At 33.3% G+C, this 17610-nt stretch carries 13 protein-coding genes; 4 read left to right on the top strand and 9 right to left on the bottom strand.

Features of this window, described 5'->3' with window-relative positions; all coding sequences use genetic code 11:
* Positions 1–214: 214 nt before the first annotated feature.
* The gene (locus tag DES36_RS10650) at positions 215–637 is read left to right on the top strand and encodes a DUF2935 domain-containing protein (RefSeq protein ID WP_113921187.1); all 423 of its coding nucleotides are present in this window, start codon (positions 215–217) and stop codon (positions 635–637) included.
* 210 nt (positions 638–847) lie between these two features.
* Positions 848–2569 carry a hydroxylamine reductase gene (gene hcp / locus DES36_RS10645; RefSeq protein ID WP_113921186.1) on the top strand — a complete coding sequence of 574 codons (1722 nt, stop codon included), beginning with the start codon at positions 848–850 and terminating at the stop codon, positions 2567–2569.
* Positions 2570–3308: 739 nt separating this feature from the next.
* On the opposite strand, the gene DES36_RS10640 is transcribed toward hcp, so the two are convergent.
* The 9 genes from DES36_RS10640 to DES36_RS10600 form a co-directional block, all read right to left on the bottom strand.
* The gene (locus tag DES36_RS10640; RefSeq protein ID WP_113921185.1) at positions 3309–4892 is read right to left on the bottom strand and encodes a hypothetical protein; all 1584 of its coding nucleotides are present in this window, start codon (positions 4890–4892) and stop codon (positions 3309–3311) included.
* 168 nt (positions 4893–5060) lie between these two features.
* Entirely contained in the window at positions 5061–5942 is an 882-nt protein-coding gene (locus DES36_RS10635) for a malate synthase (protein ID WP_113921184.1), read from the bottom strand.
* Positions 5943–6304: 362 nt separating this feature from the next.
* On the bottom strand, positions 6305–6727 hold the full coding sequence (gene lspA / locus DES36_RS10630) for a signal peptidase II (RefSeq protein WP_113921183.1): 423 nt from the start codon (positions 6725–6727) through the stop codon (positions 6305–6307).
* Between the two features lie 349 nt (positions 6728–7076).
* A complete protein-coding gene (locus DES36_RS10625; protein ID WP_113921182.1) occupies positions 7077–7976 on the bottom strand; it encodes a type I phosphomannose isomerase catalytic subunit in 900 nt (299 codons plus the stop codon).
* Positions 7970–9835: a hypothetical protein gene (locus DES36_RS10620; RefSeq protein WP_113921181.1), complete on the bottom strand. Its 1866-nt coding sequence runs from the start codon at positions 9833–9835 to the stop codon at positions 7970–7972. The genes DES36_RS10625 and DES36_RS10620 overlap by 7 nt, the downstream gene beginning before the upstream one ends.
* Before the next feature lie 138 nt (positions 9836–9973).
* Positions 9974–10750, bottom strand: a complete 777-nt coding sequence (locus DES36_RS10615; RefSeq protein WP_113921180.1) for a DeoR/GlpR family DNA-binding transcription regulator — start codon at positions 10748–10750, stop codon at positions 9974–9976.
* 102 nt (positions 10751–10852) lie between these two features.
* Positions 10853–11839, bottom strand: a complete 987-nt coding sequence (locus tag DES36_RS10610) for an ABC transporter permease (RefSeq protein ID WP_113921179.1) — start codon at positions 11837–11839, stop codon at positions 10853–10855.
* Complete coding sequence (locus tag DES36_RS10605) at positions 11817–13337, bottom strand: sugar ABC transporter ATP-binding protein (RefSeq protein WP_113921178.1); 1521 nt, start codon at positions 13335–13337, stop codon at positions 11817–11819. The genes DES36_RS10610 and DES36_RS10605 overlap by 23 nt, the downstream gene beginning before the upstream one ends.
* A 77-nt stretch (positions 13338–13414) precedes the next feature.
* Complete coding sequence (locus DES36_RS10600; protein WP_207657451.1) at positions 13415–14539, bottom strand: sugar ABC transporter substrate-binding protein; 1125 nt, start codon at positions 14537–14539, stop codon at positions 13415–13417.
* A 789-nt stretch (positions 14540–15328) separates the two neighbouring features.
* Between DES36_RS10600 and DES36_RS10595 the strand changes: the two genes are divergently transcribed.
* Both DES36_RS10595 and DES36_RS10590 read left to right on the top strand, forming a co-directional pair.
* Entirely contained in the window at positions 15329–16273 is a 945-nt protein-coding gene (locus DES36_RS10595) for a ribokinase (protein WP_113921176.1), read from the top strand.
* 463 nt (positions 16274–16736) lie between these two features.
* Complete coding sequence (locus tag DES36_RS10590) at positions 16737–17504, top strand: DeoR/GlpR family DNA-binding transcription regulator (protein ID WP_113921175.1); 768 nt, start codon at positions 16737–16739, stop codon at positions 17502–17504.
* Positions 17505–17610: the final 106 nt, after the last annotated feature.

Here is a 17610-nt window from a genome sequence, read left to right as displayed (position 1 = left end):
ATATGTTATTATTTTATCATATTTTTATGAATAAATTGTAATATTATTAAAATTATTCATAAATTACCTGTTAATTTAATCCTATCCTATTTTGAAGTTAATAATATGGAAAGACCTATGGACTAATTGAAATTCTTTATCAACTACTATCAGTTATGAACACGAGACATTTTCTAACATATATTATTATAAATACTATATAATGGAGGAAGATATGAGATTTTGTTATGGTAATAAAAATGGAATTCGAATCTTAGAAGAAGCAGAATTTTGGAAAAGACAAGAAGCAGAGCATACAGTAGTGATACAGGAGATCGTTCCTGATTTAGAAGATGAGTATAAGAATACTTTAAATACATTTAAAAAAGAGTTTGAATCTACAGAAGGGGTTATTGTACAAATGATTGAATACGCAATCAATATTAGAGGTCCAATCCCACCAAATGTAGAATCCGACATCAGACAATTAATTGCCTTTACTATCAATCAAAGTCAAGCTTTTGTAAGCTATCTAACTCGAATGATTGAAGAAAGCACAGCAGTAGCAAATTATCCTGCATCTGTAGTTGTGATTAATCATATTATAAGAGAATCACAATACTATATAGGTATAGCCAAGGCTTATTTGAGTTTATAATTCAAGGTATATCTTTTTAAAAGTGGATGTTTCTTAATCATCCACTTTTTTATTAAGTAAATACATTTTCTCGTAACAGTGGTTACCGATAACTTTATAACAAATCCTTATACTAAGGTTATCGAAAGAAAAAGTTTACAAATATAGCGTTTCATCTTGTTATATTTGTTATAATAATTATAAAAAATACAATATTAAAGGGGCGTTATTATGAGCATGTTTTGTTATCAATGTCAAGAAGCAGCAAAAGGTACTGGATGTACAGTACGAGGAGTTTGTGGGAAAGATGAAAATGTAGCACAATTACAGGACTTATTAATTTACGTATTAAAAGGAATTTCTGTTTATGGCACAAAAGCAAATGAACTAGGTATTAAGAATCCTGAGGTAGATGATTTTATTGTTAATAGTCTTTTCTCTACTATCACAAATGCAAACTTTGATAAAAATCATTTTGAAGCCAATGTAAAAAAAGGTTTATTAATGAGAGATGATCTAAAAGCTCAAGTAGAAAAAGCTAGCGGAAAACTTACTAATTTACACGATGCAGCTACATGGGGATCTAGTAATGTAAATTCAGAAGGCATCCTACAAAAAATATTTAGTTTATTTTCTGGCGGAAATAAAACTCAAACAGAATATACTATTGAGCAATTAAAAGAGAAAGCACCAAAAGTTGGCGTTTTAGCAACAGAAAATGAAGATGTTCGTTCTCTTAGAGAATTATTGATTTACGGACTAAAAGGTATGGCTGCTTACTTAAAACACGCAGATAATTTAGGTTCTAGGGATGAAAAAATCAGTGCATTTATACAAAAGGCATTAGTTGCTACATTAGATGATAGCTTAAGCGCAGATGATTTAGTAGCTCTTGTATTAGAATGTGGTAAATATGGAGTAGATGCTATGGCACTACTTGATGGGGCGAATACATCTACTTATGGAACTCCTGAGATCACTACAGTAAATATTGGTGTAAGTAAAAACCCTGGCATCTTAATTAGTGGTCACGATTTAAAAGATATGGAAGAATTGTTGAAACAAACAGAAGGAACAGGTGTGGATGTATACACTCATAGTGAAATGCTTCCAGCTCACTACTATCCTGCTTTTAAAAAATATAAACACTTTGTTGGAAACTATGGAAATGCATGGTGGAAACAAGATAAAGAATTTAAGAGCTTTAACGGACCTATCCTAATGACAACAAACTGTCTTGTACCTCCAAAACCAGAATACAAAGACAGAATGTATACTACTGGAGCTACAGGTTTTGAAGGAGTAAAACACATAGCAGATGGTGTAAATGGAAAACCAAAAGATTTTACTGAAATCATCAATCATGCAAAAAAATGCAAACCTCCAGTTCAAATTGAAAAAGGCGAGATCGTCGGTGGATTTGCTCATGCTACAGTTATTAGCTTAGCAGATAAAGTAGTAGAAGCTGTTAAATCAGGTGCTATTAAAAGATTCTTTGTTATGGCAGGCTGTGACGGAAGAATGAAGGGTAGAGATTACTATACTGAATTTGCGAAAAAGCTACCACAAGATACAATCATTTTAACAGCTGGTTGTGCAAAATACAGATACAATAAATTAGAACTTGGAGATATTGGTGGCATTCCAAGAGTATTAGATGCAGGGCAATGTAATGACTCTTACTCTTTGGCAGTAATCGCACTAAAATTAAAAGAAGTATTCGAATTAAGTGATATTAACGACCTTCCAATATCTTATAATATTGCTTGGTATGAACAAAAGGCAGTTATTGTACTTTTAGCTCTTCTATACTTAGGAGTAAAGAACATTCATCTAGGACCAACATTGCCAGCGTTCTTATCTCCTAATGTAGCGAAAGTACTAGTTGATACATTTGGTATTGGTGGCATTACAGATGTAGCGAGCGATATTGGAATGTTCATGGAAGCTTAATAAAGCGCCTTCGGCACTTTATTTCTAAGTTTTATGTTGTAAGTTCTATGTAAAAGCTTTTAAGGGATTTGCTTAAATGTATTCCTCTCGGGTTGACTTTCTATGAAAGCAATCCAAGATTATAAAACTTTACCTTATACAAATAACCTTTACAAGGGCGCATCGACAGATGCGTTCTTTTTTAAGACTTAAACTGAAGAAATGAGCATGGCTCATTGTTTCACGAAAAAAAGCAGGGAGAAGCTCCCTGCTATAAAGAGTGAAGAGGAATTATTTTTTCATTGTCCATAAACCTACAAAGAGATAAATGTTACACAATGAACTTGTTGACAAAATCAATATTTGCTATAAAACAAATATTTTAGCTACCTTACTGCTCGTATAACCTTTGGCCAAATGTCTAAGCCTTTGTTTATTGTTGGAGCGCCGGAAATATTTCGAATCTCTGGTTCGTGGTAAATCAAGCTTTTCAACTCACATCACCTCTCTCCTCGATTTTCAATACTTGCTACTCTTGCTAACAGTTCCTCTGCACTACTTTATAATCTTATTATGTCAATTCTCGAAAATACTATGCAACATTTTTAAAATTTATTTTTCACTTTTTAACTTATTTCTATTACATCTTATACTAGCATTACTTTAGCCAAATGAGAAGAAGTCTGTTATATTACTCTATCTCGCACATAGGGGAGCTTTGCTTTTATCAGCTTTCTACATTTAGCTTTCAGCTTTGAATTTATTCTTTTATCAAAGAAACTACCTCGTTACCGGATACTTCTAGTTTTACCAAATCCCCCACTTGAATAAAAGGCAATTCTTTGTTAATAGAAACTTTAGCTGTGTAAATACTCTGATCATCTCCTTCAAGAGTAAAGAAATAGGTAGTCTCTCCACCTACAACCGCATTTGCAATAGTAGCGATTTTCCCGCTGATGCTTGTAGTCTCTGTACTTGAATCTTTTTCATCCTCTGGACTTGGGACAACACCACCTGTAAAATTGTTCCATGCAGCAGATAAAGTATTAGCTATCCCTACCTTTTGGTAATTGGTTGCATCTACAAAAGCATAAAGCTTAATCAAGCCAGCTTCATCTTTTAAAGAAAGCTGATAAACAGGCTTTCCTTCCATTCTAAATAATAATGGGAATGTACTTATATACCCCTTTTCTTGAACAGAACCTTGAGCGCTTTCCATGGCACTCCATTCAGTGGCAGTACTTAAATTGTACCTCTTTGCTTCTTTTGTACGGGAATTGATTAAAGTAAATCCGATATTTGATTCATCGGATACGACAGATGTTAATCCTGTGTAAAGATATAAATCATCATTTAATACGATATAATTATACCCTTCTGCATTTTGGATTACGCCCCTTTTTGTAATTTGGCTATTCAAAAAGCCACTTTGGTACATTCCATTATAATTAATATGCCTCATAGCCATATCTGCTGGATACACTCGATCTACCCAATCAGGAATATCTTTTAAGTCGTATCTTTTAATATCACCATTCGTAGCATCTACCACAAAAGCTCCTACAACATCTGTTGGACCTAAGAAACTAAATCTCTTTTTGACAATCGGTGCAATATAATAAGGATTACCTTCTTCATCTAATTCAAAGGCTGGATTTTCAAATAGAACCGTGGGATAATGTAAGAAAATATGGCGGTTAATATCGTCATTAAAAAATCCAGAATGAGAATAACGAATATTGTCTTTGAGATCAACTAATTCAGATTCTCCAGACACCATATCTACAGTAATATAATGAGGAATTCCTTCACTTCGATTGGTTAACCAACGAAAAAAGCCTACGTATTGAAGTGGAGAAACTCGCACGGATTTGCCCTGATAAGCAATCTGAGTGTATTCATCACTTACATCAAATTGGGAGACAAGATTAAGGACCTCTCCAATTTTCCGACTGCCCAATCTCTCTGCCATATCACGATCTATAGTTGGAATATTTGCTGGATCTTTATTTGTTAGATCTTCTTCGAAGTTCCCCTCGGTATAGGTCAGTATATTAGCATATCCTTTAGAACGAAAAATTGCAGAACCACCAACACTACCTATGATAATGACTACTACACCGATTGCTATTAATACCGAAGAAAATTTAAATACTTTTGTACCTTCACGACCGTTTAAAATCATCCAAAGTACAGTACTCACGGCAATATACGAAAACAAACAAAACCAAAATCCTAAAGATTGAAAAGATAAAGGGATTAGAGTGATATACCAAACAATAAGTAAAACCAATATAGGAAAACCATATGAAATCAATGCCTTGTGCCACTTCTTTAAACTCATTAATGCAACTCCTTTCAATATTTAATTATACCTTGATTATACCATTAATTGGCTCATTCACAATATTAATGATACAATGCAGTTGATTTTCTTGAAAGAAGCAAATAGGTTCACAAGTTTTTTATATAACAAAAGACGGCCTGAACCGTCTTTTGCATAATTATCACATTAAACTGTAGCTTCCGCCACAGCATCATTATTTTGTTTTAATACTCCACTAGGCTGTGGTATTTGATTTTCAACTAGATTGTTCATCTTGCAAAAATGTTTATAAAAGTTCTGGGCAATTTCTTTTTCTTTACCTTCAGGTTTTAAATACACAATATCTCGCAAGATTTGTGCCATATAGATATTTTCAAAATAGCGATAAATACCAGTATTCCATGTAGTATTTTGAGGGTATCTTTTGTTGATATAGTAATTCCAGAATAACATTTTTTCAGACTCTTCCTGTGTTAATCGAATCTTGTATATTGAATGAGCAGGAATATACCCATCTTCGCATTGATTCCCTGAGAAGGTTTCATGAACCATATAAACACCAATTATTTTTCTTTGATCCTCAGGTTTCTCAGAGTCTCTCTCAGTTAATAGACAGGCGCTATTTTGATGCATTCGTATAGGGCGATTTGGTTCACCTTTTTTGACACCACTTTTTATCACACCACTATTAACTTTCCAGTCCGTAAATACTTGTTCTATGTCTTCTTCTTGGCACCAAAAAACAGCTTGTGAGCTAGGATGAATTTTATTGCTCTTCATAAACTTTTCTACTTCTAAACGACGTTCTCGCTCTTGGGTATCAAGCATTCTTTTCCTTTCCATCTCTAATTCTATCTTTTTACGTTCTATTTCATTTTGTTCAATAATTTTTTTCATATCTGATGCAATATTTTGATCAAGAATAGTCAGATGAGATGCAAAAGCATCAGGAAAGATAAATTTCTTATTTCCAGTTTCAAATTTTATTTCTACAATATTATCGTTGCATTTGACGATACTTCCCTCGCCAAAATTATCGTGTTTTACTAACTCATTAATGATATCCATACGCCTTCCCCTCTCATATCTAAACAACAATTATAATTTTCGCAAAATTTGTCTCGATGCCCTGCACAAAATGGAGTAATTCTGAGGAATACATCCCCTTTTACTCTTAGCCGTTTACTTTGAAACGAATATATAAAAACCGCTCCATCTTCTTCCTACAAATCCTTGTATTGGAATATGAATGCGGCTATGTATCTATTATAACATATTTTAGTTAAAAAAACAAATTTTATATTGACATACTTATATGTATATTATATTATATATAGTTATTTCTTTGCAAACATTTTTTATTTTTTTGTAGACTTCTCCTAATTGTATTATTAACATCTTTTCACACAAATATTCGTTTTTGAGATGGATTAGACCACTAATAAAATTGAACCTAGAAAAATAAAGATATCTGATATATTAAATACTGGAAGTTTTTTATATTTAATATATAAAAAATCCGTAACATAACCGTTATGAATTCGGTCTATAAAATTTCCACTTGCGCCACCAATAATAAAAGACAAAGCCAATAACATCTTAGGCTCTGCATTATTTTGAACATAATAAATGAGAACTCCTAGTAGAGTGAGAAGAGATAAAGCAATAGCCGTCTTTAAAAGGCGCTGTCTATTTTTTAGTAAACCTAAAAAAGCGCCTCTATTAACTACTAAATTGAGATAAAAATGTTTCGTTATTCTTTTAAATGAATTTTCTTTTAGATACTCTGTAATGTACTTTTTTGAGCTTAAGTCCATAAAAATGATAAAAAAAATAATGGAGATATAGATCATTTCGCTTCACTGCCTCTTTTTAAAATAAGTAGTGCCTAAATTTAACACTTATATAGAATGAGGTCATTCGTTATCTCTAATTATAGCTTCAAAAATATTATTTTGCCAGAGATTTTAACAGGAAAAGAAAGATTCAACTCTTTTAAAAAGCAATATGCACTGAATGAAGTAAGCGCATTATCTGAAGAAGAAATAAATAATATTAAAATATTATTTTCAAAGCATAAAATCATTTTATATTCAAGGTTTAGCTTAAAGTGTAGATTTACCTATACTCTCAAGGCAACCCACATAAAGAACCCTGATACTCCAATCTACAAGTAGTCAGGGTCCTATTTTGCGTTCACTTTTATATCTTGCTAGACGCTATGACACACTTTAGTTTATCTTCTACATAAATCTCTTCACCACTAAATAAAATAAAACTCATACCTTTACAAATCTTAACTTCGTCTAATGTCGTACTGCCTTCTAACACTGTAATACAAAAATATGTATCTGAATTATTTTTAAATTGACCTTCAATATTGTAGAGCATAATATTGTAGTATTCTTCTTCTCTCCTCTCACCTATCTGGATGTTTTCTGCAAGAGACTTTTTTTCTGTGTCTAGCACATCTAGGGCTTTATCTAGATGGAGAGGACGTTTATTTCCTAATTTATCAACTCGATCATAGTCATAAAAACGATAGGTTAAATTAGTCGACTGTTGTATTTCGTACACAAGGGAGCCAGCAGTTAATGCATGTAACGTACCTGCCTCAACATAAACATACTGATCTTTCTTTACTGGTAATGTATCAATAATGTTATCCCAGTTACCAGTATGAATATTTTCTTGGACTAATTCTCTTGTTTTAGTTTTACATCCATTGTAGATTTCTCCGCTTGTAGGTGGCTCTATAAAAATCCACGACTCACACTTTCCCATTTCTTTTCCTTCATATTGCTTACAATACTCATTGTTTGGATGTACTTGAAGACTTAAATTTTCCCTAGCATCAACAAAACCAATTAATAAAGGAAATTCAATAGGAGTATTTTCTCCAAAAATCTGGGGATTTTTTCTATAAACATCTCGGAGATTATCTCCTTTATATTTTCCATTTAAGATTCTATTACTTAACTCATCATCTGCTGCAATGGTATAAAGTTGCCCTAATTTTTCAATATTTGTATCTCCACCATAAGAATAGAGCTTTTGTCCCCCCCACAATGTAGGCAGTGAAATGGTTTCTAATATTAGCAAATTTTTCCCCCTCCTTTATTAATGCCAGGATTAATGTCTGAAGTTTTAATCAGCTCTTTATTAACAATATAAACTGCACCTACAGCTGAAATATAATTTCGATCTTTTATATCTAATCTCTTAAGTAAGGGGGATTGGACAACATCTTCGTCAAGTCTCTTTATTTCATATTTCTTATTTACTCGTTGTACTCCCTTTCTTAAAAGATTAAAACAAGTATCATTTGCAACAATACCTCCACTTATTAACCTAGATGTTGGAATTTCAGGAAAGAAAAACTTTGTTTCTTCAATAGTCTTACCTAACATCTCGCCCATTTCTAAGAAAGTCTTCTCAATTTCTGTATTGCCCTCATTAAGAAGCTCAATCAAATACCTTGTTAATTCACCTCTTTTATCAATTGGCTCTGTCGGAATAATAAGAGTTTCCTGTTCATCTAATTGTATTTTTTGTAGATAACCTTTTTCAAATAAATTATTATAAAGTTTAGAATTATATTGTTTTATGTTTTTTATTGCTAATCTCAGCATTCCTATCTGGCTAACATATTTTTGAACAGATCCAGGGATTCCTGTATTAAGATTTCTTATACTGCGGACATCTTTAGCAATATATTGACTCTCTTGGAGGCTTCCTAGATCAATAACATACTGATAACATTCTAAAGGAATTTCTTGGATAGTTCCTGTTTTTGAAATAAAGCCTGTTCCTAAATCAGTACCTATTGTATGGGCAAACATGCCATTATCTCCAATACGACCTTCGTCAGAAAAGGCTTGTTCAACTGATACAATAAAAGATGCTAAATTTCCATCATTTAATACAACTACTTTTCCGTCTGGTTTGATATATTGTTCTGCTAATGCATTAAGATGAGACATCTTCAAAAACTCAGATTCATAGTTTACTCCTGAACTTTCTCTAATTCCTCTCTGCTTAGGAGTCTCACCACCGGATACTTTGTTGTTTATGACAATATCGGGGAATCCTATAGCTATTCCATCAAATATACAAAGATCCTTATTCGTTAACGCCTCCATGTCTTTTGTATATTTTTCTATACAGCTATAAGATGCATTTTCTTCAAAAACTTCACTTTGTGCCAAGAGTAATGGATCGTCTTTATGCATGTCTTTATAAATCAGATATGCTCGCATAAATCGGATTAACATAAGGACTGGATTATTTATTTCATCGGCAGTTTTATAAGCATCTGGAAACCAACGGTATCCCTTTACTAGCGCAATTTCTCCATTTACTACAGCAGCAGCTTTTATAGAATTTCCTCCTATATCAATGCCACAAAATAATTTTCCTTTTAGTTCCGTCGCGCTCCTTCTTAAGTATTCCGCTTCTCTTTCTATATTTTGTGGCGAATAAATCTTATATCCTTTAGACTCTTCTGGGATTTGATATAAGGATATATCAATGTACTCTACTGAGAATTTTTCCCTTCCTAATAAGTTGTTTATCCTATTTATATAATTAATGTAACTACCATAACCTTTTCTATTGTTATCATTAGAATTAATACTAAATTCATGAACTGCATTTTTCACAATCGAAATCAAGGCTTGATTGTCCATATTTAGATAAATTTTAAGTTTTACTCCTCCAAAAGAGATTAAAAGATTATTCAATGTTGCCAAGATATATCGTTCAACTAAGTTTAATAACTGCTTGTTGTCCTCCTCGAATTTGGGTAGTTTAAGGTTTATATTACGATAATCCCCTTTTTCATTAATGATTAAATGAAGAACTAAAATCTGTTTTTCATTGTTATCTAAGTTCTCAAACAATTTTCTAATATCGGAGATAAATACAGGGTGCTTTATAAAGTCCTCTGGTAAATTAAACATGAAATCCTCCCATTTTTTTAAATTCCTAATATCATGCATTCAGTATAATTTATAACTTATTTTACATAAAGCTCGAATACATGGCCTTTTTCGTCATATATTCAAGCTCTTAGAAGTTACCATAAACTCATTTCCTATTTATACAATAATTAGGTTCGTTCTCTTTGATAATCTTTCTCGTACTTCTTCCTCAATATCGCTATCTGTAATCACATAATCAATTTCTTCCCATTTGGCGGCCTCCACCATGGATCGCTTTTGAAATTTAGTACTGTCTAGGAGAGCAATTGAAAGTTCACTATTCCGAATCATCGCTTTCTTTAGTTTCGCATCATCAAAGGTTACTGCACATAGACCATCCATGCTCTTAGTTCCTCCTGAACCAAGTACTGCTACTGAAATACCTACGCTATTAATACAATTTAGTGCCCATTGACCATAAACTGATTTATCCTTTTGGCGCATAAGCCCACCTAACATGTAAACATTATTTACATCCTTATTAAAAAGTTCCGCTACAGGGATAGAACTTGTAATTATATTTTGTCTACTTCTCTGAGCTAATAATCTTGCTAAACACCACGTAGTACTTCCAGCATCTATTGCAATAACGGTAGAATCCGATTGTGGAATATATTTGAGTGCCTCTTTTGCAATTCTATTTTTCACCCGGAGATTATCCATATTTCTAAATTCAATTGCTTCTTCATCACTTTCTGATGCTAGTACAGCAGATCCATGCTCTCTCCTAAGAAAACCTTGCTGCTCCATAGCAATTAAATCTTTACGAATCGTTTCATTAGAAACTTTTAGGGATGAGGCTAATTCCCCAATTAAAATTCTTCCATCCTTATTCAGCCTTTTAAGGATTATATTTCTACGGTTTAATACACTTCTATTGCTAATAGTAATCACCTCTGATCCGGTGCATTAATAAACTAACAGTTAATATAATAATTTTATTTTTGCAACATTTTTAATATTTACTCATCATTACGGTTCTTACACTTTGTCATCTTAAGCTTCACTTTTGCTTTCAAATTTTGTAGATAATTTAGGTTTACTAGATAATTTAGTCTGCACGACTTCTATATATGAAGCAATAGCGATAACTAAACCTGTTGCAATATACTGATAAAAAGTATCTACTCCCATAACAATCAACCCTACTTTTAGACCTGCAAATAGAATTGCCCCTAACACAGTTCCATGTATCGTTCCGCGTCCCCCTGCCATACTAGTTCCTCCTATTGCAGCTGCAGCAATAGCATTTAGTTCATATCCCTGCCCAGTTGTTGGGTCTCCAGTACCTAGCTTACCTATCTGTATCATTGCTGCGAGTGCTGTACCTAGCATGGCAAGACCATAAATTAATGTTTTATATTTATCTACCTTTACACCCGAAAGTCTAGTAGCTTCTTCATTTCCTCCTATAGAGTGAACATATGTCCCTAATTTTGTCTTTTTTAGAACAACATACATGAATACTGCAAACAGAAAGAAAATAATTACTGAAACGCGAATATAAGGTATTAACTCTCCATCCACTAATTTTCTATATGTATCCGGAACGCCTAATACAGGGTAGCCTTTTGTTACAACATAAGCAAGACCTCTATAAATTGACATTGTACCCATTGTTGCGATAAAAGGCTGAAGGCCAAGCTTAGCAATTAAAATCCCATTGATAGTACCTAGTGTAAAACCAAAAGCAAGACCAATTATAATACAAATAATAGGATGTACACCCGCTACAGTCATTTGGGCAACTACAGCCCCTACCAGTGCGAGAACAGAACCTACTGAAAGATCTATCCCTCCAGTTATAATGACACCTGTGATACCGATACCCATTAGTCCATAAATTGTCGCCTGTTCAATAATATCTCTTATATTGTTAGCTGATAAATAAATAGGTTCTATAGTTCCAAAGATAAGAAACATAAGGACAATCGCGACTACAACACTCAACTCTCTACTATTATCTTTCAATAATTGCTTCATTTTTCTTTCCTCCCAGTGCGTAAGTGATAATGTTCTCTTCAGCAAATTCATTCCTATCAAACTCGGCAACAATGGCCCCTTCTCGCATAACTATAATTCTATCGCTCATACCCATGGCTTCAGTAAGCTCTGATGAAATCATGATGATAGATTTTCCTTCCTCAAGCAATTCCTCCATAAGTTTATATATTTCTGCCTTTGCTCCAATATCGATTCCCTTAGTAGGTTCATCCATAATCAAAACGTCTGCGTTAGTAGACAACCATTTTCCTAGTATTACCTTCTGAGCATTTCCACCGGAGAGATTTGATGTCATAAAATTAGGATTATTCGGATTTAATTTAACTCTCTCACCAACTTTAACTGCGTTTTTTTCCTTCATGGATTTACTAACGAAGATGCCATTCATATATTTATGTATAGAAGCTAATGCGATATTATTTGCGTTGTTAAGATTTTTTACAAAACCTTCTTCTTTTCTATTCTCCGAAATTAATCCAATACCTGCTTTTACACATGCAGATGGTGAGGTATTGTCTAGTTTTTTGCCATTAAGATATATTGTTCCGCTCGTTGCTTGATCAGCACCAAAAATCACTCGCATTACCTCTGTCCGCATAGCTCCCACAAGTCCAAAAAAACCTAAAATTTCACCTTTCCTTAATTCAAAGTTAATATTATTAAACCCTGAAGATCCACTTAAATTCTCTACCTTAAGAACTATATTATCCTTTTCAACACGGGATGGCTTAATCCTTTGCCCAAACATGGCAACATCTCTACCGACCATGTTGCGGATTAACTCATCCTCTGTGGTTTCTTTCATATTTAATGTTGTAATGTATTCGCCATCCCGTAGAACAGTCGCTCGATCACATATCTCAAATATTTCATCTAGTTTATGACTAATGTATATAATCGTTATGCCATTTGCCTTGAGCTCATTAATAATTTGAAAAAGTGTCCTAACTTCGCCATCACTAAGCGATGCAGTAGGTTCGTCAAAAGAGATTATCTTAGCATTTAAGTATAACGCCTTAGCAATTTGAACCATCTGTTTTTTACCAGTACTTAAATTTTTCATTTTTTCCTTTGCAGAAAAATTACATCCTAACTTATCTAGAAGTTCTTGCGTTTCTTGTACCATCTGTTCTTTATTTAAAAATAACCCCTGCTTTGTAATTTCACTGCCCAACATCATATTCTGTGCTACAGTTAACTCAGGTACTATATTAATTTCTTGATGTACCTTTACAACTCCATTTTGAATTGCATCAAATGCACTTTTATAATTGATTTCTTCTGAATTGATAAATACTTTTCCCTCTGTTGCTGGAAACATTCCATGAAGTATATTAAGCAAAGTAGATTTACCTGCTCCATTTTCACCTAACAAAGCATGAATTTCACCTTTACAGATATTAAAGGAAACATCATTAAGTGCTCTGTGTCCTGGAAATATCTTTGTTATATTTTGAAATTCTATATAATTTTCCACAGCTAGCTCCCCCTTCTACGTTAAAAGTATGTCCGGAACAGTTATTTAGAAACTGTCCCGGACAATGTTGATAAAAATTATTTCGCTAGGAACCCAGTCCAACCAATAATCTCTTCAGCTGGAACATCAACATTTGCTTTGTCAATAACAGCTTGTGGAGAGTACACTACTTTAGGAACATCTTGACCAGCCATCTTTCTGACTAACATTTCAGTTCCGATTTGTGACATATAATATGGGAATGAGTCAACTGTTGCAGCTAACTCACCATCTTTAATAGATTTACGAGCTTCGCTTGTACCATCCGTTCCTACAACAAGAACTTGATCTAATTTTCCTGCAGCTTTTACAGCTTCAAGGGCACCCATTGCCATCGTATCATTATTTGCGTAGATAGCCTTAAGATCAGGATATTGTTTCATCCAGATATCTACTGTTTCTTTTGCCTTCATACGATCCCAATCAGCATTTTGTATAGCAACAACTTCTACATTCGGACTATTCTCTGTAAACCAGTTCTTGAACCCTTCAGTTCTTGTTCTTGCAGGAGGAGCCTTTGGAAGACCTTGCACTATAGCTACTTGACCTTCTCCGCCTATCTTATCATTTACCCACTCTGCCGCAAGTTCAGCAGCTTCGAGATGCCATGCTCCAACAGTAACACCAATGTGTGGCATAAAAGCATCATTTACAACGGTCATAGAAATATCAGATTTAAGGGCATTTTCAATACCTGGTACTAGATTTCCCTCAGAGATAGGTGATAAAAGTATACCGTCATATTCTTTATTTATCATGTCATTAAGCACAGCAAGCTGACCTTGTTCATCTGTTTCGCCTTGAGCTGCTCGAACATCAATTGAATATTTTATTCCAAGATCATTTAAAGGCTTAACAGCTGCTTCTGCACCTTCTTTCTGCATTCTCCAAAACTCATTTTCAAAAGCTTTACAAACATAACCAAGTTTGATCTCTTTGTCTAGTATTGGAATTGGTCCTAGTTTAGCAACGACATCTTTGTACTGCATAGCTCCATCATAGTAGTCAAAGCCTTGTTCTGCTACATCAGCAGCTGCAAGCTCTGTAGGTTGTGCTGTTGTTGGTTTCTCCTCTTTGCTGTCCGCTGGAGATTTTGAGCTACATCCTGCGGCTGAGGTTACTAATAAACCTACCAGTAGAGCTGCAATTAGTTTTTTCTTCACATTAATTCCTCCCCTTTTAAAAATGTATAATATTTTGTAAAAAACTATAGCAAATCCCATACTCAATAAATACTTTTACCTCATGTACATTTTCAAACGAGTAATATCAATGCAAATACAACTGTAATCCTTTGCATATATAATTAAAGATTTGAGTTGATTGCATCGATTGTTACTTATTAAAGAACTAGATTAGCCTTATCAAAACTATTAATCATATCGATTCGATAAATAAATCTAGTTAATTAAAACGTTTACATTGCCATTATCATGATGTCCGGCTTATACATTAGAGATTTGATATAATATTGAACATGTATCACTACAGTACTTACCGAATGTTGTGATACGACAAGTGAAAAGGATGGCCTTGAAATACTTAAGTTTATATACTCTAAAACAACAGTTTCTTACAACCTTATTTTTGTTGCTTTTTTAGAAGTCATAAACCATTTACGTTTTTTCAATTAAGTTCGCAAATAGCTTGGAAAGTAATATGGTTTAGTGTTGTAAATAAATAGTTTTTAATTTTGATTTCCACTCCTAACAATAAAATACCATCTTTATTACAACCTATCAACACTATTTCAAAGAGCTGTCCTACTAATATTTAGTGCACAGCTCCTTCTTTCAACTTCTTTTTTAACACATTTTAAGGTATAATATATTAATATGTATATAATAGACATGGGACTAGGAGTATTTTTCCACAAGATTTCCAACTAAAACACAAGAAAACCAATATATTAATATTCATTTATATCAATAAAAATACATAAGGAGGATATTATGAGTACTAAAATAATAGTATTAGGGAGCATTAATTATGATATCGTTGCCAAATCAACAAGACTACCAAATATTGGCGAAACAGTAGAAGGCACTAGTATAGATATGTATGTTGGTGGCAAAGGTTCTAATCAAGCTGTACAATCAGCAATGTTAGGTGCTCAAACCTTTTTTATTGGAAGCACTGGGTCAGACCAACAAGGAATTGCAGTTCGCAACGGAATATCAAGCAAAGGAGTAGATATACGTTATTTATACATCTCATCTACACACCGTACTGGTTGTGCTTCAATTTTCATTGACTCCAGTGGTGATAATAAACTTGTTTATGCTCCAGGATCAAACAAAACCATTACTCAGGATATAGTAGATGCAGCACTTAAGGATATCGCTACTGCTGAAGTTTTTATCACCCAAAATGAAATTAATTCTGACATGGTTTACTATGGTCTTAAAAAAGCAAGAGCTGCAGGCGCCACTACTGTCCTTAATCCTGCGCCAGCTCTGCCACTTGATAAAATTGTATTCAAACTAGTAGATTATATTACACCTAATGAAACGGAAAGTGAAACTTATACAGGCCTGTTGCGTTCAAACATGAAATTAGATGATTGGGCACGTAAAAATGCTGAGTGGTTTCTAGAGCGAGGAGTTAAGAATGTCTGTATTACAATGGGAGAAAAAGGTTCCTACTTTTATAATGGTAAAGAAGAAATCTACCTTGATGCATTTAAAATAACACCTGTTGATACAACAGCTGCTGGAGATTCCTTCAATGGTGGTTTTGCTTATGGTATAGCTAACAAATGGCCTATCCAAAAATGCATGGAATTAGGAAATGCCTGTGGCGCTCTTGCATCGCTTACAATTGGCGCACAAAATTCTATATGTTCATTTGATGAAGTTATGAATTTTCTTACTAATCAGCGTGGTAAGATAACATGATTACTTATATTTCAAGAGCGAGCAATGAATGATTGTATATATAATGGCGACTATTTTGTCGCCTAGTTTATCTCAATTATTTTATTTTGCATATGATCAAGATATTATGAGCTTCTTTTTTACCTGATTTTGATATCAATCTATACCTTCATGAATAATTCAGGTTTATCATTTATAAAAGTAAAGAATATGGTATTTATATTTTATGTTATAAATAATCAGAATTGCTTCACTAGTTCCCAAAAAACTACCTTGTTCATTTTCTGTTCCAAAACACCTCAAGACAGTAATATATGAAGACCAAAGTGTCACATCCGTAAAAAAGCAAAGAAAAAACGAATTACTAATAAAGAAACATCAAACAGATTATATTACTTTTGGGTCTAAATTTTGACAAATATGATATGATTAAGATATTATTTATATTACCACGCACATTTCACTACACAAGGGGGAACAATAGTTGATTACTTCTCGCAAAATTGTTGAACGCAGAAATCAAATCGTAGAAATAATAAATCAAAATGGAATGTTAAGAATTGCTGATGCAATAAAACTATTTAAGGTTTCTGACGAAACAATTCGTAAAGATTTCGCATACTTAGAGGAACACGGGATTTTAAAAAAAGTTCATGGAGGAGCAATTGCCAATGAAAGCGATATTATTTCTCCTGTCTCAATAAGGAAGACGGAAAATTATGATTTAAAGTTGAAACTGGCTACTAAAGCAATAGAGTTATTTAATCTAAAGGACAACATCATCGGCCTAGATATTGGCAGTACTATTACTGTTCTTGCAAGCTTATATGCTAAAATGAGTAACAATATATTTATTACAAATTCATTTCCAGCTACTCAAGAACTGATTTCTAGTAAGAATACTTTGATATGCACAGGCGGAGAATACCACCCCCATGATATGTGTTTTAGAGGAGAACTTGCTAAAAACGCATTGCAAACCTTTGCAATGGATGTATGTTTTTTAGGTTCTAGTGGCGTACTCCATAGAGATGGTATCTGTACTACGAGTTTTTTCGATATTGATATTAAAAAAGAGCTCATATTAAGAAGCCGTAAATCTGTAGTACTTTTAGATCACAGTAAATTCGAAAAAAGCTCTTTGGTTCAAGTAGCTGATTGGAGTGAAATAGATCTTGTAATAACAGATGATAATATTCCGAACGACAATAAATCTACTATTTCTAATTTTACAGAACTAATTATTATCTAACAGCAGGAAAACGCCTTAGACTCATTAAACCCTAGTTTAACAATAGTTTAATAATTGTTTACTTGAATCTATAAAAAGTGCCCTGTAATAATGATATTAAGGGCAC

The organism is Alkalibaculum bacchi (assembly GCF_003317055.1).
Lineage (GTDB): Bacteria > Bacillota > Clostridia > Eubacteriales > Alkalibacteraceae > Alkalibaculum > Alkalibaculum bacchi.
Note: the sequence above shows the minus strand (reverse complement) of the source record. Positions and strands in the feature narration are given on the sequence as shown.